This is a genomic window from Streptomyces sp. NPDC001339 (assembly GCF_042895955.1).
Classification (GTDB): Bacteria; Actinomycetota; Actinomycetes; order Streptomycetales; family Streptomycetaceae; genus Streptomyces.
The window spans coordinates 30405-51580 of sequence record NZ_JBIAWT010000022.1 but is presented as its reverse complement, the minus strand read 5'-3'; the positions used below and the strand labels follow the sequence as shown (position 1 = coordinate 51580).

General features: G+C 65.2%; 25 protein-coding genes. 4 read left to right on the top strand and 21 right to left on the bottom strand.

Annotated elements, in window-relative coordinates; translation table 11 throughout:
- Nucleotides 1-90: 90 nt before the first annotated feature.
- The 5 genes from ACFY12_RS34925 to ACFY12_RS34905 form a co-directional block, all read right to left on the bottom strand.
- Nucleotides 91-390, bottom strand: a complete 300-nt coding sequence (locus tag ACFY12_RS34925; RefSeq protein ID WP_390720015.1) for a hypothetical protein — start codon at nt 388-390, stop codon at nt 91-93.
- Between the two features lie 26 nt (nt 391-416).
- Nucleotides 417-1004, bottom strand: coding sequence for a hypothetical protein (locus tag ACFY12_RS34920; protein ID WP_390720014.1), 588 nt, complete (start codon nt 1002-1004; stop codon nt 417-419).
- Between the two features lie 5 nt (nt 1005-1009).
- Nucleotides 1010-1414 carry a hypothetical protein gene (locus ACFY12_RS34915; protein WP_390720013.1) on the bottom strand — a complete coding sequence of 135 codons (405 nt, stop codon included), beginning with the start codon at nt 1412-1414 and terminating at the stop codon, nt 1010-1012.
- 510 nt (nt 1415-1924) lie between these two features.
- Complete coding sequence (locus tag ACFY12_RS34910; RefSeq protein ID WP_390720012.1) at nt 1925-2209, bottom strand: hypothetical protein; 285 nt, start codon at nt 2207-2209, stop codon at nt 1925-1927.
- Nucleotides 2210-2630: 421 nt separating this feature from the next.
- Nucleotides 2631-3992 (bottom strand): hypothetical protein, encoded by a 1362-nt coding sequence (locus tag ACFY12_RS34905; protein ID WP_390720011.1) that lies wholly within the window; start codon nt 3990-3992, stop codon nt 2631-2633.
- Nucleotides 3993-4254: 262 nt separating this feature from the next.
- Between ACFY12_RS34905 and ACFY12_RS34900 the strand changes: the two genes are divergently transcribed.
- A complete protein-coding gene (locus ACFY12_RS34900; protein ID WP_390720010.1) occupies nt 4255-4560 on the top strand; it encodes a transposase in 306 nt (101 codons plus the stop codon).
- Nucleotides 4561-4574: 14 nt separating this feature from the next.
- On the opposite strand, the gene ACFY12_RS34895 is transcribed toward ACFY12_RS34900, so the two are convergent.
- From ACFY12_RS34895 to ACFY12_RS34820, 16 genes are all read right to left on the bottom strand, one after another.
- Nucleotides 4575-5006: a hypothetical protein gene (locus tag ACFY12_RS34895; protein WP_390720009.1), complete on the bottom strand. Its 432-nt coding sequence runs from the start codon at nt 5004-5006 to the stop codon at nt 4575-4577.
- The gene (locus ACFY12_RS34890; RefSeq protein ID WP_390720008.1) at nt 5003-5242 is read right to left on the bottom strand and encodes a hypothetical protein; all 240 of its coding nucleotides are present in this window, start codon (nt 5240-5242) and stop codon (nt 5003-5005) included. Before ACFY12_RS34890 ends, ACFY12_RS34895 begins: the two co-directional genes overlap by 4 nt.
- Nucleotides 5239-5640: an HK97 gp10 family phage protein gene (locus ACFY12_RS34885; RefSeq protein WP_390720007.1), complete on the bottom strand. Its 402-nt coding sequence runs from the start codon at nt 5638-5640 to the stop codon at nt 5239-5241. Before ACFY12_RS34885 ends, ACFY12_RS34890 begins: the two co-directional genes overlap by 4 nt.
- A complete protein-coding gene (locus ACFY12_RS34880; RefSeq protein ID WP_390720006.1) occupies nt 5637-6059 on the bottom strand; it encodes a DUF6093 family protein in 423 nt (140 codons plus the stop codon). The genes ACFY12_RS34885 and ACFY12_RS34880 overlap by 4 nt, the downstream gene beginning before the upstream one ends.
- Complete coding sequence (locus tag ACFY12_RS34875) at nt 6052-6423, bottom strand: hypothetical protein (RefSeq protein WP_390720005.1); 372 nt, start codon at nt 6421-6423, stop codon at nt 6052-6054. Before ACFY12_RS34875 ends, ACFY12_RS34880 begins: the two co-directional genes overlap by 8 nt.
- Nucleotides 6424-6843: 420 nt before the next feature.
- Nucleotides 6844-7647 carry a hypothetical protein gene (locus ACFY12_RS34870; RefSeq protein WP_390720004.1) on the bottom strand — a complete coding sequence of 268 codons (804 nt, stop codon included), beginning with the start codon at nt 7645-7647 and terminating at the stop codon, nt 6844-6846.
- A 13-nt stretch (nt 7648-7660) separates the two neighbouring features.
- Entirely contained in the window at nt 7661-8227 is a 567-nt protein-coding gene (locus ACFY12_RS34865) for a sigma-70 family RNA polymerase sigma factor (RefSeq protein WP_390720003.1), read from the bottom strand.
- The gene (locus ACFY12_RS34860; protein WP_390720002.1) at nt 8224-8427 is read right to left on the bottom strand and encodes a hypothetical protein; all 204 of its coding nucleotides are present in this window, start codon (nt 8425-8427) and stop codon (nt 8224-8226) included. The genes ACFY12_RS34865 and ACFY12_RS34860 overlap by 4 nt, the downstream gene beginning before the upstream one ends.
- Before the next feature lie 624 nt (nt 8428-9051).
- Nucleotides 9052-9621 carry a hypothetical protein gene (locus ACFY12_RS34855; protein ID WP_390720001.1) on the bottom strand — a complete coding sequence of 190 codons (570 nt, stop codon included), beginning with the start codon at nt 9619-9621 and terminating at the stop codon, nt 9052-9054.
- A 141-nt stretch (nt 9622-9762) separates the two neighbouring features.
- Nucleotides 9763-10593 carry an endonuclease/exonuclease/phosphatase family protein gene (locus tag ACFY12_RS34850; RefSeq protein ID WP_390720000.1) on the bottom strand — a complete coding sequence of 277 codons (831 nt, stop codon included), beginning with the start codon at nt 10591-10593 and terminating at the stop codon, nt 9763-9765.
- A 207-nt stretch (nt 10594-10800) separates the two neighbouring features.
- Nucleotides 10801-11856: a phosphotransferase enzyme family protein gene (locus ACFY12_RS34845; RefSeq protein WP_390719999.1), complete on the bottom strand. Its 1056-nt coding sequence runs from the start codon at nt 11854-11856 to the stop codon at nt 10801-10803.
- 831 nt (nt 11857-12687) lie between these two features.
- Nucleotides 12688-13185, bottom strand: coding sequence for a response regulator transcription factor (locus tag ACFY12_RS34840; RefSeq protein ID WP_390719998.1), 498 nt, complete (start codon nt 13183-13185; stop codon nt 12688-12690).
- Between the two features lie 80 nt (nt 13186-13265).
- Nucleotides 13266-14480: a glutamine synthetase family protein gene (locus ACFY12_RS34835; RefSeq protein ID WP_390720019.1), complete on the bottom strand. Its 1215-nt coding sequence runs from the start codon at nt 14478-14480 to the stop codon at nt 13266-13268.
- Between the two features lie 230 nt (nt 14481-14710).
- Nucleotides 14711-16120, bottom strand: coding sequence for an amino acid permease (locus ACFY12_RS34830; protein WP_390720018.1), 1410 nt, complete (start codon nt 16118-16120; stop codon nt 14711-14713).
- Nucleotides 16121-16257: 137 nt separating this feature from the next.
- A complete protein-coding gene (locus tag ACFY12_RS34825) occupies nt 16258-17292 on the bottom strand; it encodes a hypothetical protein (RefSeq protein WP_390719997.1) in 1035 nt (344 codons plus the stop codon).
- A gap of 548 nt (nt 17293-17840) precedes the next feature.
- Nucleotides 17841-19079 (bottom strand): helix-turn-helix domain-containing protein, encoded by a 1239-nt coding sequence (locus tag ACFY12_RS34820; RefSeq protein ID WP_390720017.1) that lies wholly within the window; start codon nt 19077-19079, stop codon nt 17841-17843.
- A 482-nt stretch (nt 19080-19561) separates the two neighbouring features.
- Between ACFY12_RS34820 and ACFY12_RS34815 the strand changes: the two genes are divergently transcribed.
- From ACFY12_RS34815 to ACFY12_RS34805, 3 genes are all read left to right on the top strand, one after another.
- Nucleotides 19562-19969: a helix-turn-helix domain-containing protein gene (locus tag ACFY12_RS34815; protein WP_390720016.1), complete on the top strand. Its 408-nt coding sequence runs from the start codon at nt 19562-19564 to the stop codon at nt 19967-19969.
- Nucleotides 19970-20308: 339 nt separating this feature from the next.
- Nucleotides 20309-20485, top strand: coding sequence for a hypothetical protein (locus ACFY12_RS34810; protein ID WP_390719996.1), 177 nt, complete (start codon nt 20309-20311; stop codon nt 20483-20485).
- Nucleotides 20486-20583: 98 nt separating this feature from the next.
- A complete protein-coding gene (locus ACFY12_RS34805; RefSeq protein WP_390719995.1) occupies nt 20584-21162 on the top strand; it encodes a hypothetical protein in 579 nt (192 codons plus the stop codon).
- Nucleotides 21163-21176: the final 14 nt, after the last annotated feature.

Sequence of the window (21176 nt, the reverse complement as noted above, 5' to 3'; positions counted from 1 at the left end):
CCGTATGAGGGCGCGATCCGTGCCACACCACATTGGTCACCGATCACCGGGTGCAGCTGATCCACTGGCAACCCGTCAAGGAGACACGGCCTAGGTGCGTGACACCAGACCTATCCGCACCCCATAGCCGTCCGGGCCGTCGGGCACCTGGTCCTGCTCGTGTCCGATCAGCTCACAGCCCGGGCAGCGCACCGTCGTGGTGACGTACGCGAACCGGTCCCCGCCCTGCTCCTCGTCCCATTCCGCAAGCCGGGTACCGCAGTGGTCACACACCGTCCGCTGGTATGCCGCGAAAGCGAGAGCCTTGGCCCGGTCGGTCTCGGTCCAGCGCCCGTCACCTGCGCCGAGAAACTGCGAGTGCGGGATGCCCCACCGGTCGCACAGCTCCAACTCAGTGCGGAGCTGTGCGTCCGTGATCAGCCTTTTCCCAGCTCCACGGTGGAGGTGCGCACGATCTGCTGAGCCTGCCACGCCGCCGCGAACAGAGCATTCGACTCCGCTACCGGCCACGAGTCGAGCAGGTCCTGCGCATCCTGCTCGCTCATGCCCTCTACCGTGTTGCCCGCATCGTCGCGTTCGATGTGCGCGGCCGCGATCAGCGCCGCCGGGAACGTCTCCGGATTCCACGCATCGCCGTCCTCAGCCTGCTCTTCCGTCGGCGGGAACCGCTTGATCAGCCCATCCAGTACCGGCCGGGGCAGCGCCTTGAACGTCAGCGTCAGCGACGCATCGTCGAACGCTTCCTGGGCTATGGCGAGTTCGTTCTGTGCCCGCTCGGTCTCCGGGCTCGTCGACTGTTCGGCCTCGGCATCTGCGATCCGGCACTGGGCCACGTTCAGCTTCGCCTGATCCAGACGCTTTTTCGCTGCCAGGTCGTCGCAGATCCGAAGGACCTGCTCCGGCAGTTGGCGGGCACGCAGCCGAGCCAGTTTGTTCACCCAATGCGCGTCACGGGCCACAGCACTGACCGGCGGAGCAGAGGAGGTCTTGGTTTCCGTGGGCACTGGCATCACTTCTCGTTCTTCGGCGCCACGGCGGCAGGGACAGCCGCGTCCTGCGTCGGCTTCTCCGTGATCGAGAAGTTCACGGTGAACTTGGCGGCCTCGTTGTCCGTCGAGTAGTTCGGCGAACGCGAACCGATCCGCACAGGGAAGACATCCATGGATCGGGAGCTGGGAACATCGCCCTTGCGGAGGAAGACGACCCAGCCGGTGTCGTCCTTCTTCAGCAGCTGCTCGATCTCATCCGACACCTTGTCCTCGTAGAAGCCGAGGGACGAGTCGTCTGCCTGGTCTGTGCCGGGGATCTTCGACTCGAACGTCGAGCCCAGATCTGGGGTCTCGATGGCCTGATTCGACAGAGTCCAGCCATCGATCGCCGCGATCGCATCCGTGAGATCAGTACCGGCAGTCAACTCAGCACGGGTAGGGACATGGCCGCTGTCGGCGACGCTCTGGAGCCACAGGACGCGGGTTACTCCGCGCCGGGAGAACTTCTTTACCTGCAAGGTCTGCTGTCCGATTCCGGGACGGCAGCCCACACTTCGGGAGGCCCCGTCCCTCGACGATGTGTCGGGGAACCGGCCCACACCACAAGGTGGTTGGGCGTCCGCGCGGGCCTCCGCGGTGAGGATGCAGAACTCAGCCCAGACAGCAGCGAGCCGTTGTCTGCACGTAGATCACCATACTGCCGTCGACGTCGCTGTCACCGTCGCCAAGAAGTGGCACCACAGATACACGAAGGGCGACGGAATCTGATGGCGTACCTCGACGGCTGTGGCACGACACCACAGCGATCCGGCAGACTTGCCACATGGGGGTTCTCATCGGCAGTTGGAGATGGCGGCACGCGTTCTGGAAGAGGCCAGTGACCTAGTCCCCGTCGACGTCACCTGCGTGCTTGAGAACCCGCCGGACATGCAACCTCACGTCGAGCTTTCCACCCCCCCCACCAGCTCACCTGGGCAGACCAGCGTTCCGCCGTCGACCACATCGCCGCCATCCTGGGTACTGTTCCCACCATTCATCAGGTCCTCGCTGACCGGCACGGCGCATCGGTGAGAGGCATTCGCGACGGTGTAGAAATCATCGTCACGACAAATGCCGCAGTCCCGGGCATACTGCTTGAGCGCACTGCAACGACCGCAGACATCATCGCCGTACTGCGCGCCATCATCCCGTGGGCAGACAGCGTCGAAGAACACCTGCAAGAGCTGACCGTTCGCGCCGCTTCTACTCGGCACAGCATCCACGTCATGGTGGCAACTGAGGAGGCCGCGGAGCTGGTGCACTTCGGACCGGTACCCGAGGACAGCCGGGGGCGTCACAGGCGAGCCCTGCTGCCCACTGGGCATCCCCTCACAATCGACGTGATCCGCGCATGACGAGCAGCAGCTGGAGAAGATGCGCAAGCTGGAACGGGAACGCCCCTCCCCGGAGATGACGAAGCTCCGCCGGCAGATGGAGGATCTGCTCGAAATGGCACGCAGCGCGGAAGCGCGGTAGCACGCCCGGCAGGCGTGAACGCGGACGCTCCGCTGAAGGCAGGGGCGTCCGCGCTGTCGGGCCCGGGCGGTCTACGGCACCGTCGCCCCGACACCCTCGGAGACCAGGTCAGTCCCAAGACCGCCGTCAGGACCGCCGGATCTCTAGGTCCTCACGGATATGGGCTCCTCGCAAGCTGTAGATGTGACGGATCGCCGAGGCCGGCAGGCGGTGGTCTCGCCGCCGGTGGCCAGAACCGCATTCATACGCGCCTTCCGGATCGGATGACGCGATGAGCGTCAGACCGGTCCGTGCCTGGCACTCCGCGCACGCCAAAGAGACCTTTGACCAGGTCATTTCGGAGTCGTTTGCGAACCACACGGTTCCGTCTACAAGGACCGACACGGTGCCGTCGTCGATGCTGCTTGCTGCGGCAGTCTTCTGGATGGCCAACGCCTGGTCTGCGAGCATTGGGCTGACCGTGCCCGCGGCGAGCGGCTGCTCAGGGGTGGATCCGGGCGGCACTACTCGTGCGGCCAAGCCGTTGGCAGTGAGGACGGCGGCCGCTAGTTCCAGCATCGCGCGGCGCTCGTCGGCCGCGTCCTTTTCCGGAGCAAGCTGGATGCGCTCAAGGAGAGCACGCGCAGGGATGATTCCCGCTTCGGCCAGGCGCTCCACCGTTGCGGTCAGTCGCTCCCATCGGTGCGGACGGCCAACGATTTCAAGGGCAGCCGAGAATTTCGCGAGATGCACTCGGGATCCGTCGGGCTCGCTCAGCCCTTCCTGACGGACGGCATCGAGCAGGGCAACGGTCAAGAGGCGTTCGATGGCTGGCGCATACGCCTGGGCGGGCTCGCGGGCCCATACCTCGGGGGCGTGATGCTGGTGCCACAGGATCAGCCCCTGTGCCCAGCAAACGCACCCGTGCCAGTCATCAGAAAAGGTCGTTGGAAATCCGGCGGCCTCAGCCATCTCTTCCCGCCTCGCGAGACGCATCATCTCGGTAGGCACAACGACCCTGCGTTCGGATTCCGATTCCGGCCCCAGGAGCTGCACCTCATAGCCCGGTGGCGGGCCGTCGACGACGGTCTTCTTCTCATCGTCGAAACGCCACGCGCTGGCCAGCACCACGGCCAGTTGCCCGTCATGCTGGCCAGCCGTGATGCGCATCAGCGCGCCCCGGTTCAGCGCCCCGCGCACCCTGTCGAGCTCAGTCTTAGCTGCTCGCAGCGCCCATTCGGTCAGGAGATCCACCGCTGGGTCCGGCAGGCCTCTGGCGACGCCCCGGGGCATTCCCCACGGTCCCCCCGGGGGCCAGGTGCGCGTCAGCCACACCCATGTTGCGATGTGCGGACGGTCCGTCTCGACCGACAACGGGTCGATGTCCGTTGCGGCTGCCAGTTGCGGCCCGACAACGTCCGCGGCCAGTTCCCGAACGTGCGCTGGCCCCTGATCCAGGTGCCACATTACGTGGCCCAGGTCGGCATCTGGCCCGAGCGCGGCGAGCACAATAGCGAGGGTGCCCCGAATTCCCGCAAAATCCCAAGTGTCGCGTATGGGCTGATCAGCCGCAGTTAGCGCCTCCGCCCTTGCGTACGCCTGATCCCAGCCGATCATCTGCTCCCACCCTCTTCCATCCGCCCACGCTATCCTCCGGGCTGCTCAGCCACAAAGGGATGTGTGATTGACCGACCTGAGGGCCGGCTTCCGCCAGATACGACGTGGCGATGGAGACTGCGCTCGCCGATCCAGCCGCGACCGCGGATATACCGTGCGGGACTTGAGGGATCCCAACCTGGGATCCGCTTCCATGGATGACCTGATCGACACCGTCCTACGACAACTGCGCAGTGATCCCCGAGCCGATGACCAGATCGCCAACCGGAAGCGACGCGGCCAACAGGGCGGACGCCCACCGGCCTTCGACCGCGATGCCTACAAACTCCGCAACACCGTGGAAAGGTGCATCAACTGCCTCAAGCAGTGGCGTGGCCTGGCCACACGCTACGAGAAGACCGCCACCGTCTACCGGGCCGGACTCCTCATCGCAGGCATCTTCCTCTGGTCCGCACGATGATCCAAAAGAAAGACCTAGCAGGCAGTGACGGACAGCTCGTACCGCTGCACCACTGTCACGACCCCATCATCCGAATCTGCCGACTCCACGCCATCGTCGACCAACAGTTCCCGCGCCCACACATCCATGCCCGGAACATCGACCGAGTGCAGCCACCCGCCCTCGGCCGTCCGGCCCAGGAACGCCTGACGGACTCTGTCCGCGAGCCACTCGGCCTGATCTGCCCGCGCTGCGACAACCGTCACCTGGTAGATGAGATAGCCGTCCTCCGACTTATCTGCCAGCGGCGCCCCGTCAACAGGACCTCCCTGGGGATAGAGCACCGTGTACGGCAGCGGTGCAGGATTTCCCCGGACGAGCGGCAGTCGCCCACGACCACACGGCTTACCCGTCGCCGTGGCCAGCATCACCTGCACGGATTCGGTGACTGGGCCTCGGTCGATCACAGCTCGCCTCCGGCAAAATAGGCAGCCGCCGGCCCTTCGATACTGAGCACCCCGTACCGGCACAGGCCGAGCGCATCCCACTCCATTACCCCCGGCGTGGTGAGGATCGACAGACTGCGCTCCCCATCCTCATCCAGCACCTCGGCCACGACGACAGCCCGGGCAAGCAATCCACGCTCGTGCTCGGCGAGTACACCAGCCAGCGCGTCCTCCAGGGAGTTGTTCATGTCGTTCACAGCTCCTCCGAGACCGCCTGGCCTAGCTCGCGTACCAACAGCGGACCGAAGGCGCCGATCGCAGGACCCAAGTGCGGGAACGGACGCTGGGCATAGTGACGACCCAAAGAATCAACCCCCACGAACCCGAACTCCAACCGGCGACCCTGCGGCGCATCCGTCCCGACCTCGGCGACGATCACCTGCCCAGCTCGGTGCACGTCGGCCTGCCACGACGCCCGATACCGTCCGGTGATCACCCGCGGCCCAGGGCGACCGGATGTGTTGCGCCGCACCTGGATCACCAAGGCCTTCGCGCTGTGCTGCATCGCCGTCTCGGCTGCGGCCACCGCACCCTTCCCACCACGTTCCAAAGCCGCCGCCAACTGGGACGGGTGTAGGAAGCTGCCGCCGCTCACCGCGCAACCGGCTTCCGGTTGTGCTCCTCCAGCCACACCGTGCGCAGCACCGGAAGCGACGACACCTCACCCTGCGCGCTCACCCGGTACGTACGGCCCACAGCCTGCTCATCACGGGCCTCCACGACCAGTACCGTGTCGTTTTCCCACACCTCCGCGGCGTCGAGCGGAAGCAACAGCCGGTAGCCGGCACGCACTTCCTCGACCCACGCGCCGTCCTGCCCCGAGCCTCCGCTGCGGATCCGCTCCTGACGCGCGTACAAGCCACCCATGCCCTCGTACACGACCGTCGGCGGTACCGGAATCAGGTCGCCGGTCTCCGGGTCCAGCATGTCTTCGCCGCTGCCCCGGGAGATCTCCACCTTGTCCAGCATGAGATGCCGTTGCGCAAACCGGGCAATCGCCGACTGGTCAAGCACCCGCAGCCCACTCCCTGAGCTGCGCCAGCACCCCACGGGTCAGCTCACCAGGCTCGCCGTCAAGATCGTCGCGATCCAGCACGGCCTCGTCGAGCCGCCGCCAGTCGACGGCATCCAGGAAACCGATCACCACATGCCGAACGTCAGCAGGCTCCACCACGACCTCGGCCATGCCGTCGAACTCCAGGCCACGCCACCCCTGCTGCACATACAGCGTGACCTCAGGCCCCTCATCGACGGTCTGCGTGATCCGATACGCCTCCACAGCAGAGGCGACATCATGACCGCCGATCTCGATGACCGCGTCATCGCCCGGAGCCGCAACGATACGGACACGGTGAAAGTCTTGGCACGTGGTGCTCATGACCCCGACCCTAAGTGCGCGAAGAACAAGACCAACGGGCCGACGAGCCCAGAGCACGCTCTCGGGGCATGCGCGTTTGGCTGCCGTAGCGTGACCAGAGTTCATCCATCCGAGCTGCTGGCTGCTTACTCGGAAACCCGCTCCGCCCACCCGCGGCGGAGCGGGAAGATCCATCGCCCACTCGCCTTGCCAGGGCGCACCTCGAAGCCAATTCGCGCCAGCCAGCGTGGCCAAGGCGGTACCCAGACCGGTTCAATTGCACGCGGTGAGTTCTTCGATGCGGGTGGCGAAATCGATGTCGGGCGGCGGCAGCTCTACATCGTCTAGGACGGTGTGGTGGCCACAGACGCTGCCCGCTTGTCAGGAGTTCCCGACGAGCCTGGAGGCACTGGCCGAGTAGGCTGCGATCCATGTACGAGGTCAGGTAAGGGCGCTTTGCATCTGGTCGGCGAGGGTGCGGTCGGGCCAGGACAGTGGGCTGAACGGGCCGAAGTCGAGGTCCGGTTCGGTTTTGAGGCTTTGGATTGTCCGGGTCATGGCGCGGGAGAGGGTTCCGGCCCAGGCGTGGAAGGTGCCGATCGTCAGCCTCCCTGTTTCTTCTCCGCGTAGGGCCCGCCAGATTCTCAGCAGCATCAGGGAGGTCAGGGGCCTGGGCTCGATGGTGAGGTCGATGGGCGTGGGGGGTTGGTGCGGGTTGTCGTCGGGGTAGTCCAGTTCGGCTGCCTGGTGGGCCCAGTGGCGGGCCTGGCGGAGTTCGCCGCGGATGGTGTGGAGCAGACAGAGGCATTCGGCGGAGGCGGGTTTGCCTGCGCCGGCGGAGAACTGCCAGAGGAATTCGGCTTGCTCGTCGCGGTCGGCGAGGTGGAGCAGGCAGGCGAAGACGAGGGCGTTGTCGGCGTCGATCTGGTGGTTGGTGGCGAGGTTGGTGATGTGTTCGACGGCGTGGGGGCCGCGGATGGCCCAGGAGGAGAGTGTCCGCAGTTCGCGGGCGGCCTGCTCGCGCCGGGAAGGATCTGGTCGGCCTGTGATCAGTCCGAGGGAGGCTGGGCCGAGTGCGGGCTGGGGGAAGCCGCCGCTGGCGGTGCCGCGCCGTACTGCGGCGACGTAGTCGTAGGCCAGTCGGCTGCGGGAAGCCCACTCGTGGTCCTCCTCGTCGATGTCGTCGATGAGGGGGACCACGCGGGCGTCGTCCAGGAGGTCGTCCAGGGTGCGCGGCGGCTGCATGGTGGTGTGCTCCTCATTCTTCGTTGCGGTCGGTGTCCAGGGGGATTCCGAGGTCTTGTGCGAGCCGTTGGCGGGCGTGCAGGCGGTGGGAGCGCACGGTGGCGTCGGTGATCCCCATGATGCGTGCGGTTTGGGCGGTGGTGTAGGAGAGGACGTAGTGGAGGACGACGACGTCGAACTGTCGTCCGGGCAGGCGGGCGATGGCCGGGTACAGGCCGGCGCTGCTCTCCATGGCGGCGAACTCGTCGCGGCTGTCCTCCAGTACCGCGCGGCGTACGCGGGCGAATGCGGCTGTCTCAGGGAGGGCCGGCTCGCGGCCTTCGCAGAGGAGGACCTCGGAGACGGCTTCCTTCAGGTGGGCCCAGGCGCTGGCGGCGGAGTTGGCTTCCTCCATCAGCCGGTCCCAGCCGTGCAGCAGGCTGAGGAAAACCATGTGCACGACCTGGCCGGCCATGCGCTCGTCGCCGAGCTGGAGTTGCGCGTAGTGGAGGTAGGCACGCCGGTACTGGCGGTGGAAAGCCCAGTAGGCCACCGGGATTTTCACGGGGGTCCGCTCCCCCACGAAGTGTTCCTCGTTCACGACCACTCCTCCTGACAGGCCTGGATCGCCTCAGAGCCGGCCGGGTTCGGAGCGGGAGTGCTGCGCCCTCGCTCGGTCAGTGACGCGATCCCGACCATGACGCCCGCCGCGAGTCCGCGCCGTGCCAGGCGCGCCGCGTCCGGGACGAAAACACGTGCGGCGGTGGCCACGGCCAGCCCGCCGATCAGCAGATCAAGCACGATTCCTCCTTTCACATCGAGGTGGCACCCCGCTGACGCCCCGATCGCCAACTCGCTTACGTGCCAAGGACTTCGCCGTCCTCTGGGGATCAGCTAATCGTTTGGGAGGGTCCAAACGTGGAGTCCGCTTCGAAGAAAGATCAGCGCACCGTGATCGATCGCGTACCGGGTGTGGCCTGACCAGCGCGTTCCTGATCGCGTGTGAGCAGGGCCACATCTTCTATGCGGGCGCACGCGGCGTTTGTCGATGCAGCCGCACTCCACCTCCAACACGCCGACCATTGCCACCCTTTTGGGGATGGTGGTCTGAGCCCGCGAGACGGGACGCTGGCCGCGCGTCCGCGTGGTTCGCAAGGAACGCCGACGCCACGCACGGGGCCCGCCGCTGCTGCTCGTCGGGCAACTCGCGTCCCGACCGTCGCCGACACAAGCCTCGGAGAACGGACCGCTGCCGCAGGTCTCCTGGCCTGATCCTCGCCGTGATGACCGTGATCTCCGGGGCGACGGTGATCCGGCCATCACCATGCCGTCGACAGTCGGGAGCTGATCGAGAAAGCGTGCCGTTGAGGCAGACACTGGTGGTGGGTCGCGTTATCGCCCCCCACCACCAGTTGCAGGTGCCGGTCAGCGCAACCGGGGATTGAGGGCCTGCAGGTGGGCCTTGAACGTCGGGTCGGGCTGGTTCGCTGCGAACACCGCCGTCTCGGTGTTCAAGTAGCCCCAATCACCCTTCCTGCCCCCGCTGCACACCATCAGCGTCAGAGTCCTCGCGGGAGCGTGGATCTTGGTGACCTCGTGGTAGATGTCCAGCGGTAGGTGGTTCTGTCCGCCGGCCTCGTGTATCTGGGTCTCTGTACGGACCTTGCCGTCGACGAGCTGGTACCGCTGCTCGGTGTAGCCGCCCATGAGGATGTGTGCGTGAAACTCCCAGGGGTGGTTATGAGGTGCCGGTGTTTGCCCGGCCCGCAGGTCCGGAGCCATCCATAGGTTGATCTTGATGGTGCGGTCTTTTTCCCGGCGCAGTACGAGCTCCGCCTTATATCCGGCTCCATCCAGTCCCGGTATCAGGAGCCAGCTGTGCTCGTCGGTGAAGCTCTCCCAGGTGAGCTTCTCCTCCGGCGTGTGCTCGATCAGGCCGTGCACCGCCTTGTCGTACATCTCCTCGTCCACGATCAATCCGGGAATGATCTCCACACGTTTCATATTCCTTCCCCTCTTCTGTGGAATTGCATGTTTTGCGTTGAGGTGCGATCTCTATGTCGTCGCCGAGGGCGTGGCCTTCGTCGGCTACAAAGAACGTGAGGAGGTAGCCGCCCATCTACTGACGCGTGGTCGTTATGCGTATGCGCGGATCTGTGAATGGTCAACGCGGTTCAGGTCGAGCGAGGCGAGGAGGCCGTAGTGATCCGAGTTTGGTCCGGGATCGACGCGCTGGTAGTCGGTGATCGTCGGGATCAAGGCGGGCGTGACGTGCGTCTGGTCGACGCGCAGCAGGCCGTGCTTGCCGGTGTGGGCGCGGAGTGTGGGGTCCTCGCGGAGGTCGGCGAGGTGCGCGGCAACGTCGGTGAACTCGCCGTCGCGGAGAGTCTCACCCACGATCCGGTTTCCCCGCCAGGGCTCGTTGGGGCTCTTGCGCTGGTGGCAGCGTGAGGTGCGGTTGTAGGGCTGGACGAGGGACCAGTCGATCTCCTGGTCGCCGAGTGGCATGTGGTTGATGTCTCCGCCGACCAGGGCGATGCCGCCGTACCGGTAGGCCCGCGCGCACAGTAACTGGGCTTCCTGTGCCGCTACCTGTGCGGAGTATGGCGTCAGGTGAGTGCTGATCGCGACCAGCGGAGCCGGCAGCGGGCGGTCCAAGCCCAGTGGTATGAACTGGGGTGCGCAATAGCCGTGGTGCAATTCCAGGCTGTACTTGGTCTCGACATCGACCAGTTGTAGATGTTCTGGATCCCAGGCGACTGCGGTGTTCAGGTTCCGGCTAGGCGCGACCGTGAGGCGCAGAGCAAGAGCATTCTCTGCTGCCTTGGCGGCGTCGGGGTCAGAGAGGAAGTCCACTTCCTGTAGCAGGACGAGCTGTGGGGCGACGGAGCGGATTTGCTCGACGATGCCGTCCCACCGTCCATCCTTGTCGGCTCCATACTGGACGTTTTGACTCATAACAGTCAACACAGGTATATCTCCTTATCTAGTGGGGTGAGTGGAACGAAAGCGCGGACAGAGGGGCCTCGGTAGGCGTGGTGCTTTTGCGGCCGGGGCAGATCACGGACTGGGCACGGAACCTCTCCCCTGCGCACTGACTGGCAACCCGATACATACTCTGCGCCGAATCTGCGAACGCTACTTCGCCGACGATCTGTATGGGACGGAAGCTGATCACGGTCTGTCCCACGTGCCAGGCTTGATCGCTGTGAACGCGGCTTCGATGTCGTCGAGCTCAGCGAGGAGTCGTCGGATAGTGACCTGCCGTTCGGCCCAGTGACGCCTCAGATCAGTCTCTGCCGGCCCGGGTAGCCGATACTCGGTTGTGGTGGCGCCATACAGGCTGAACAGCAGATACAGCAAAGTCACGCGGACGCAGGCCCGTACGTCGGCATAGGGCATTCGCGGGTTTTCCACGAGATAGGCGCCTACCAGGCGGATGGCTCTCTGCCGCCAGTGCGGGCTGTTCGCCACAGTGCGCGGATCGAACGCGATGCGCCCCAATTCCCAGGCAGCCAGGCAGGTCTCTCCTCGGAAGTCCAGGACCGCAGTGATCACGTCGCCCTGGGCGAGGAGGTTGGTGCGGGTGAAGTCGGCATGTCCGGCCTGAGATACAAGCCGGGCAGGCAGGCCACTGCGGAGATGAGGCACGTGAGTTTGCAGGTCATCTCGGCGCTGCTCCAGCTCCTCGCGCAGCTGCGAAAGCCGCGGGTCGTGTTGTTCGGCGGCACGTGCCAGGGCCGCCTCGGTCGCCGCGAGCGCACTGTCCAAAGGCGCGGTCCGCCATTTGGTTGGCCGGATGCACCGTGGCGGTGGATACGAGGCCAAGGCGAAGTGCATGCGTCCGAGGAGCAGTCCGATGTGCTGGGCGCGCGGCACAGTCATCGGTGCGTCCGCGACATGGCCGGGCATTTCATCGGTGACCAGCCAGGCGGTGCCCTCGACGACAGTGAGAAGCTCTCCGTCCTGGTTGGACCAGACCTTCGGGGTGGGCACATGGGCGGTGCGACAGAACTCCGAGATGGCCCATGCGGTACTGGCCTGTTGCAGGTCGGCGGACGTGCGGTACTGCTTGACGAAAATCCGGCGAGAATCGGACAAGGTGACGAGCCGGTTGATGGTCTCGGTGCCCATCGGCACGAGTTCAACGCAGGCCACATCAACGCCGTACCGGTCGGATAGCACCTTGGAGAGGAACTCGTCGCCGCGTACGGCCTCTTCATCCTGCACCGGGGCCACCACCCGCAAATGCGCCGAATGCGCTCGGTTCGGTCATCATGGGCAACTGGCGTAGGTACGCGGTGCTCGGGATGTTCATGGGGAACCTTTCGCTTCATAAGAGATCGCGGGAGTCCTCAGAGTCTTTCGGGGCGGTACGGAGCCCACATGGCTTGGACCGTCGACCGGCAGAAGAAGTCGCAACGGCCGTGCCTGCGATGCGACAGCCGAGGCACCAGCAAGGGCGCTCCCGCAGGGGCGGATACTCAGCCACCGAGGGCCACTTGTACGCCTGTCGGGTGGTAGCTGCTGTACCTGACGAGTTGTCTAGGGCCAGCCGACGCCCTGGGCCACGAGCCAAGCCAGGCCGAGCCATGCACCGCCGAACACTACGAGGACCAGGAGCAGGAGTACGACCGTCGCAGCGCGCATTGACGGGTCCGGTTCAGGAGGCTCCGGTGGAACGTGACCGTGCACATGCTCCGCACGCAGGCAATCAGGACAGTGGGGATGGTGAGCCATCGCATAGTCACCTCCCCACGCCGTGAATGGCCAACCACCCCTCGTCGAGTGCTCGACCCTCCTCAGCAGTGCGCGATCTCGAGGTACGTAAGAGGCTGTAACTGCTGGAGTCTCGGTTGGTGATCACTGGTCTCCTTCGGGCGATGGTCATGCTGGGAGCGGAGCAAGTGTTCATCGGCCTCTCCCCGGCGGCGCACTCTGTCCCGGCCGCGCCGCGAGGGCCGGGAATACCGGTGGAACACCATCTGCTCCTGAGCCTCGCACCCACGGAAGGCGAAGAATCGGGGCAGCGGCAGATCCACAGCGCGTCCTCACCCCGGGCTACCGCAGCACGGCAGGCTCGCCGCGCAGGCGCAAGGCCTCGCCCATGGGCCGTGACTCGGCGAGAACACCGAACACCCAAGCGCGCGTGATGAGGTGCGGATCATTCTGGGCCTCCCACTTCACGCGAAGGGCCTTGATCCGCTCCCGTGTGCTGTGATGGGAGAGCCCGTGGGTGCTGTGCTGCGCGATCTCCGCGTAGCCAGCTCCGCCGGCCAACAACCACAAAATGTCGATCTCGGCGGCGTCGGCTCCTGTCAGCGGACGGCTTCGTTCGGGGCGAGGTAGCTGTTCTCTGACGTAGCAGCGGTGGATGAGGGCGGCCCTGTTGTGTACGCCGAGTTTGTGCAGAGCGTGTCTGACCTGCGCATCGACGGTGCCCTTGGCCAGGCGCAGGGTGTCGGCTATCTCGGAGCTGGTCAGACCGAGGGCGACTTTTCCAGCGACTCGGGCTTCGGCAGGTGTGAGACATTCGATCGGTGTCGGAGCCGTGGGCATCAGGTGAACCTTTCAGGGCGTACGAGACCAGGGGCAGGTGGCTGGACGCGGGCTGGTGCCGCGGAAAGAGTGGTTTGGGGTCAGGCTTGGGTGAGCCAGCGTTCCCGTTCCGCGTCCGGGACGATGGCACGCTGGCGGTCGACTTCCACCTGCGCGAGGTGGGCGTAGTGCGCCACCACGTCCGGTCCGAAGGCGTCCTGGGCAATGGGACTGTTGCGGAACGCGGCCAGGGCCTCCTCCAGCGTCAGCGGAATGGGTGGCGCGTCGGTCGCCTGATGCGCGTTGCCGGTCTGGACGGGCGGGAGCGACGGCATGTGGTCGAGGCCGTGGTTGATCGCGGCCAGGACGGCGGACATCGCCAGGTACGGGTTCGCGTCAGCGCCCGGTACCCGCACCTCCAGGTGCAGGCCGCTGCCGTGGCCGACGACCCGTACCGCGCACGTGCGGTTATCGTATCCCCACGTCATGCGGGTCGGGGCAAAGGAGCCCATCGCATACCGCCGGTAGGAGTTGGTGTTCGGGGCGTACAGCGGTGCGAGCTGCGGCAGGGCCAGCATGAGTCCGGCGACGGCATGGCGGCCGGTGTCGGACAGGTCGCCCTCCGAAGTCGCGAATGCCGGGTTGCCGGCACGCCACAGAGAGACGTGCAGGTGCAGGCCGCTGGCCACGCCCGTCTGTGGGGCGGCCATGTATGTCGCGGTCAGATGGGCGCGGCTGGCGAGGGTACGGACTGCGTGTTTGAACAGCACGTGGGTGTCGCACGCCTCCAGGGCGGGCCCGTAGGGGAACGTGACCTCCACCTGGCCCGGCCCAGACTCGGTCTTGATGGCCTCCACTGGGGAGCCGGCGCCGGCCACAGCGGACTGCAGGCGGCGTATGAACCGGTCAAGGACAGGCGGGTGATCAAGCGCATAGTCCAAGTTCACGGCGCTCACCGGCCTCAGGCCGCCCTCCCCGGGCTGCTGAGGGCCGATGAAACGGCCTTCGTACAGGAGGAATTCGCTCTCCAGCCCGGCCTGGACGTGCAGCCCGTGGGCGGCGAGGCGGCCGATCTGCGTGCGCAGCATCTGCCGCGGAGCCACCGCGAGGGGCAGATCCTGGGAGGTGAGGGCGTGGCCGAAGACCACCACCGTCCGCGGCAGCCACGGCACCAGCCGCAGTGTGCTCAAGTCCGGCGCGACCGTCAGATCGGCGTAGCCGGTCTCCCAAGAGGTGAGCGCGAAGCCGTCGATCGGATTCATGTCGACGTCGGTGGCCAGCAGGTACGCGCATATCTCGGTGTCGCCGCCGACCACACGTTCCAAGAAATGCTGGGCTCCGTACTGCTTCCCTTTCAGTCGGCCCTGTAAGTCAGGCACAGCCAGGATCACGGTGTCGATCAAGCCGTTGCCGACCGCGGTACGCAAACCACCGAGGTTCAGCCAGCCGTCTCGCTGTGGAAGATCCTTCGCCGCTGCGCTCCCTGCGCGAGGGGACTGGGCGGAAAGTCGGGGAACCTGGCCGAGCGGGGAGTGGGGGAGAGGCATCAGATGACCTGCCTTTCCAGGTCTTCCAGATCGCGGTCGACCGGTGCGGTGGGCACGGTGTAGGTGCGCTTGGCGAACCACCACCACAAGGTGGAGACGCTCAGCACGGCGACGAGCGCGATCGGCGCGTAGTTGAAGGTGCCAGCGGTGATCGGGTAGTGCTGCGGCAGGCAGAACAGGATCGTCACGAACGCCACCCACACCACGGCCACCACACCGACCGGGACTCCCCAGCGGCCCAGATTCCACGGCCCCGCCGTGAACCGGCGCCGGTTTTTGATCCGCAGAAAGATCGGGATGGCATAGGCGGGAGTAATCCCGATCACGTTGATCGCTGTTACCGCTCCGTACGCGGTGGGGCTGTACAAGGACGGCAGGACGAGCACTGCGGCGGCAGTGACCGAGAGCCACACAGCCGCCCGCGGGGTGCCGTTTTTCACCCGCTGCCAGTGCTGCCAGCCGGGCAGCGCCCGGTCACGGGAGAACGCGAAGATCATCCGAGAGGCGGCGGCAGTCCCGGCGTTTCCGCAGAATAGCTGCGCGACCACCACGAGCAGCAGCAGCGCCTTCGCGGCCCCCGCACCGAGCGCATCTTGGAAGATCTGCGCCGGTGGCACCGCGGCGCCCTGAACGGCGGTGTAGTCCTGGATGGCGAAGGTGAGCCCGGCTAGTAGCACGAATCCCGCTCCCCACGACCACACGATCGCCCGCAGGATGCCCCTTGGCGCGGCGACCTGGGCGTTGGTGGTCTCCTCCGACAGGTGCGCGGAAGCGTCGTATCCGGAGAACGTGTACTGGGCCAACAGCAGACCGATAAGCGCGACGTACCACGTCGAGCCGAAGCCGGTGTCGTTGACGAACTCCGTGAAAACGAACGACGCCGATTGGTGATGAGAGGGAACCAGGGCTAAAGCGCCGACGATGACGGCGACGCCGGCCAGGTGCCACCACACGCTCACTACGTTCAGGACGCTGACCAGACGCACGCCCTGGAGGTTGAGCACGGCGTGCAGCAGCAGAACCGCAAGGAAGATCACGAAGGTGTAGGTAGGGCTTGCCGCGAAGCCGAACTGCAAGTTGAGGAAGGCGGCGACGAACTGGGCGCAGCCGTAGTCGATGCCAGCGATGGCGCCCACGAGGCCGAGCAGGTTGAGCCAGCCGGTATACCAGCCCCACCGCCGCCCTCCGAGCTTGTGCGCCATGAAGTACAGGGCGCCGCTGGTGGGATACGCGGAGGTGACCTCGGCCAGGCCGGCGCCGACGAACAGCACCATGAACCCGACCGCCACCCAGCCCCACATCATGACCGCGGGGCCACCGGTCGCCATGCCGAAGCCGTACATGGTCATGCACCCCGACAGGATGCTGATCACTGTGAAGCTGGCCCCCGCGTTCCCGAACGCGGTCATCCGACGAGCCAGCTGCTGCTTGTAGCCCAACTCCCGCAGCACCAGGTCATCAGACCTGGAACCAGGAGAGCGGTGGGACGAGCGAGACACGAGAAGACCTCCAAACAGAGAAACGGACCCGGTTGGGCTGGTGCATGTCAACCAGATGGGTATGCGGGCGGGCGCTCTGCAGGGCCACGACGTGGGGCGCGTCTCCTGGCGGACTCCGCCTCGGCACGGGCCCGCAAGAACAGCGACTTGGCGGCATCCGGCTGGTCCCCGTAGTCATGCACCGACGCCCACGGCTCCCTGGCTGCATACGGGCCCATCGCAGCGAACACCGCAGCCGCCTCATTCAGCTTGTGCCCCGCCCACAGAGCACACGCGAGATGACTCAGATCGGATACCGAACGTACAGCCGGACCTGTGCGGCGGAACCAGTGGTGGTACGCCTTGAGGGAGTAGCCGATGGTGGGCTCCTCAGCCCACTGAAGCCGCCACGTCGCCGGTCGATGTCCCCCACCTTGCCGTCGGCACTGAGCAGCCAGCACATACAGCGGCAACAGCAGCAGCGACGAACCCTCGCGCGCCCACGACGCCACCCACCGGCTGAAGTCCATCGCCTCCGCGAGCGCCCCAGCCTCCGCCACCTGCCGAGCCAGAAGGAACTGGATCATCCGGTGGTACGCCTCTCGGCTACCGGGCTCACGCCGGTTGACCTCATACAGCAACCCCCACGGGCCCATCGGCAACATCGGCTCCGGAGCCCGCACACGATGCGCCCGCCACACCTGCCGCACATCGACCTGAGCCAGCGTGAGCAGACACAGCCACGGCACAGGATCACGCCACTCACGACGAGTCGCCGCCATCGCCGCGCCCCTCGCCCGCTGCTCCAAACTCCCAGCAGCACCGTGCCGTTGACGGTGCGATCGCAGCGCCCGCTCCACCGACACCCGGGCCAGCATCACCTGCCCGTCGTAGCTGTCCGGCTCCTCAGCCAGCCACGCCTCCGTCACATCGGAGCCAGCCGCCATGATGCCGAGCACCTGCGTTCGAAAACTCCGCAACGGCCAGTTCGAACCCGTCTCGGCCAAGAGGTCACGCATGGCTATCCACCGGCCGACCTGCAACTGCTTCATGGCTGAATGCAGATCACCATCAGTGCCTGCAGGGTGATAGATCGGCTCCATCAGGAATTGGCCGTCTCTGCTGGCCCCCGCCGTTCCTGCCGTGTCTTGCGAAGCGCGCTGCGTAACGCATCGGGCTGAGTCAGGGTACGTGGCGTGGGCGGATAGACATTCCAGTGAAGTCCAGGAGGAGCTGTGGCGGAGGCCGGTGGGACTACGACGTGGCACCGCTGACCGAGAGGTACCGTCTCGGGCTCCTCCCACGAGTCGGCAGTCCCCACGGGCACGAGGAAGTACAGCCGCGGCTCCGGCCCCCCACTGTCCAGGATCACTGGACCAACCGGATCACGGCCTTCTCTGAGGATCTCGATTGCGCGTCGCCCTACTGCCTCGGGCACTCGTATGGCATCCCACCACGCGCCAGCAGGGCAGAGTTCAACCTCGTGGCCGATGGGCATCCACCGTGGCGGGAGAGTGCGGGTTGCCGGATTTGCTTCGGACATGGGAGTGGTCTCCTCACAACAACGTGTGAGGAGACCATGTCACCCTGCAACCGCAGTGCGCGGACAGATTGTGCGCGGGAATCTCCGCTCACATCTCTTGACAGCGCCTCAGGTTGCGCTAAGTCCAGCCCAACTTCCGAAGGCTGACAGCTCGTTGGAAGGATGAGAGTCCATCCGCAACAAGGCAGCAGTCGTCTCTCGCACCGACGGGTGGAACCGTGTGTGATTGGGAGCGATCTTGCGGGCGTGCCGGAGATCGCTGAACGCGCCGGCCCGGTCGCCGGACGCCAGCTTCGCAGAGGCGACATCGATGAAGTGGTGGCTTGACCGCTCCCCAACGGTGGTCGCAGGAGGGGTCCACTCACCTCCAGACGTGGGTGCCCATTCGGCGAGTCGGGCCAGGGCTTGCTCCGTATCTCCCGTATCGATCATCGCGTGCACGTCGTGAATGCGGATGTTCGTCGGCCCGAATGACGTCTCGTAGGCAAGCGAGTCACGGTTCCCGGCCATCCGGGCCACCTCCTCGGCCTCTCGGAGGTATTCGTTCGCCCGGTCTGGTTTGTTCTCGCGAGCTTCCAGCACTGCGAGCTTCAGAACCAGTGCGCCATCAACCGCGAGCGCATCGTTGGTGAACGAGCGTTCTGGCTGAAGCCTCTCAAGTTCTCCCCGCAAACCTAGAAGCTTACGGCGAGCCGACGTATATGCCCCCTGGCGCAGCATGGCGCCGGCCACCAAGTATCCGCCGGTGATCTGCATCAAAGGATCACCGGACCGCCTTGCGGCCCAATTTACGCACCCCAAAGCGGTGTTCGACAGGTCGTGGTGCCCCAACTTATGGGCCAGCGAATTCACTGCCCGATATGCGCGAGCAAGGTGCCAGAAGGCCCTGCTTTGATCCTCGACGTGCCCTTCCAGCGCCACGTGGGTCAGCTCTGTGATGATCGCCGGCAGGAGGGGGCCCATGGGGGCGTAGCGCGCATCGCGCCGCAGGGCCGAGATCTGGTCGACCTCGGAGACAAGCACCGGGAGCGGCCTCGGGCTGATTTCCATTTCGTCGGGACTGTCGTAGCAGAGTAGGACGCGGCGCAGCTCGGGAACTACTGCATGCACACCGTCTTCAGCTTCAGGTTCGCCATAGTACGGCTGACCGGTCAGAACCTCTGGGCCGAAGCGCAGAGCCTTGGCGAGCGCCAAGATCAGCGACGGTGAGGCTTTCCGCTTACCGGACTCAAGTTTCTGTACGTAGCTCGGAGAAATCGCAACCTTCTGTGCTAGTTGTCCGGTAGACAGCTTCCGTGTCCTTCGGGCTACACGGAGACGGTCTCCTAGCGTCACGGGTTCGGTCATCGGCGGATCGGTCCCTTCGCGATGAAGCACTTGGTTCAGAGTACGGACTTGTTCCTGCCCTGCGAACGGGAGTGCCAAGTGTTAATGCCTTGGCCAGCTCGGCGTGCCTGTCTGGAAGGGGGGCTGGCCTCGCGCGGCGCGAAGTTCATCGCTGGACCAAAGGGCCATTTAGGTATGAATGATGGCAATTAGGGCGAGGGGCTAGTGAAGCCCAGATCGGGATGTCAAGGGGTACGGAGGCGATACCTGCGGACAGTCTGTCCGTGCATGTTGCTCACGGAGTGCCATCTTGCTCTTGCGTCCAGTCGAATCAAAGCAACAAGCGCCCCTCGTGGCCGCAGCTCGCAAGTGCATCGCGCTGGCTGCCCGGTGTCCAAGCAGCAGAGCTGCGGTGAGCGACTGATGACGTATGCGCCCCCCTGTTGGCCCTAACTCCACAGAACAAGGAGACTGCCGTCTTGGTGACGCTGAAGGCCGGTCAAATGTTTACGGGAAGCCCCAGGCGATGTAAACACTGCAATTGCCTACTGAGTCGCTACAACGACGAGCAGTATTGCGCGGAATGCAGCCGCGAAAATCGGGCACTGTCGCGAAATCATTCCAACGTACCCGCCCACGTGTGGGAGTTACCGGAAGTGCAACATGCATTAATCCACCGTGAATTCGGGCTCATGTGTCGCCTAATTCGCCGATTCGGGGGGCTTCGGCAGGAGGACGTTGCGGTGGCCACCGGTTTGAGCCAGGCTTTCTTGTCGTACCTTGAATCTGATACCCGAAGGCTGACCAATATCGACAAGATCATTCAGCTGCTTGACGGACTGCAAGCTCCTCCAGAGCTTACCGGGCCAATGCTGAGACCTTCCAATGCCCAAAGTGCCCAGCATGGTTGACAGTGTTCACAGCTACAGGTGATTGAGAGAGGGACGTGTCAAGTCACTGTCACGTGACCCAGCCGGAATTGTGGAGATCAGGGCTCCGAGGGAGGCGAGGTTGCTGGTATTGAGACGCTCGCGTCGGCACAGGTTCGCATCACCGCGGTGATATCACGCTTGTTATGTGCCTCTCGCCGCGAAGGCGGGCACTCTAGTCGTCGTACGGCCTCCGAGTGAGCCGTTGCCTGAGCCGGACATCCGCCCTTCGCCCCCAGGAGAGGACCTCTTTCCTGGGAGGGAGGAAACGCTAGCTGGCTTGGCGACGTCTTCTTCCAACAACCCCAAGGAGGGCTTGGAATGCGCACACATGTGCCGTCCAACGAAGTCACAGCCGAAGGCTATGCGCCGATCTACCACGACACGAGGAACCGCCTGGAGGCAGTCTTCGGTGCCCGTGACAGTCAGCACTGGCCGGATGGTGAACAGACCTGCTCCAACTGCTACAGCGTCGCCCCGGCGGTCGTAGAGAAGTAGCAGCACCACCGTTGTTCCACGGGCTGGCCGCAGCGCACTGTGCTGTGGCCAGCCCTCCCAGCAACTCGTGCAGACCGAGATCACGAACGGGAGTGAAGGTGGAGAAGAAGACGCTGGTGGCCGATGCCGGCTCGATCGTGAACAAGTGCCTCGCGGCGAAACCGGATATGGACGATGACCTCCGCAAGCGGCTGGCACTGCTGGAGGAATACGACATGGGATTCCTGCTGCTGGGACTGAGCCCGCGCCGACTGCTCCGCGATGGCCGCCTCTTCGACAACGAGCAGGCTCTACCGCTGCTGCTCTGGTTCGGGCAGTGGGACAAGCACTGCCGCTACTGGGCCAGCGAGGTCATGAGGCAGTGGCTGGTGTTCAACCCCTCTGAGGGCGACTTCGAAGGCGTTCCAGATGAGAAGGCGATCAAGTTCCGCGACTACTTCTTCGAGAAGTACGCAGTCCCGCTCATCGAGGAGTTCCGGCAGTACGTCGCCCTGACCATGCTCTACCCCGCCGAGCACAACGCGCCGTCCGGGCCCGTTGACATGGTGTGGCACTCGTTCATGCTCAACACTGAGCAGTACGAGGGCTTTAGTCGCCGCATCTGGGTTGGCGCTGAGCACGTGCCGCCGGAGGTTCCGGAGGAGGACTACGCCACCATGCCGAGCGTCAAGGGTTAGCGTTGCGGACCCTG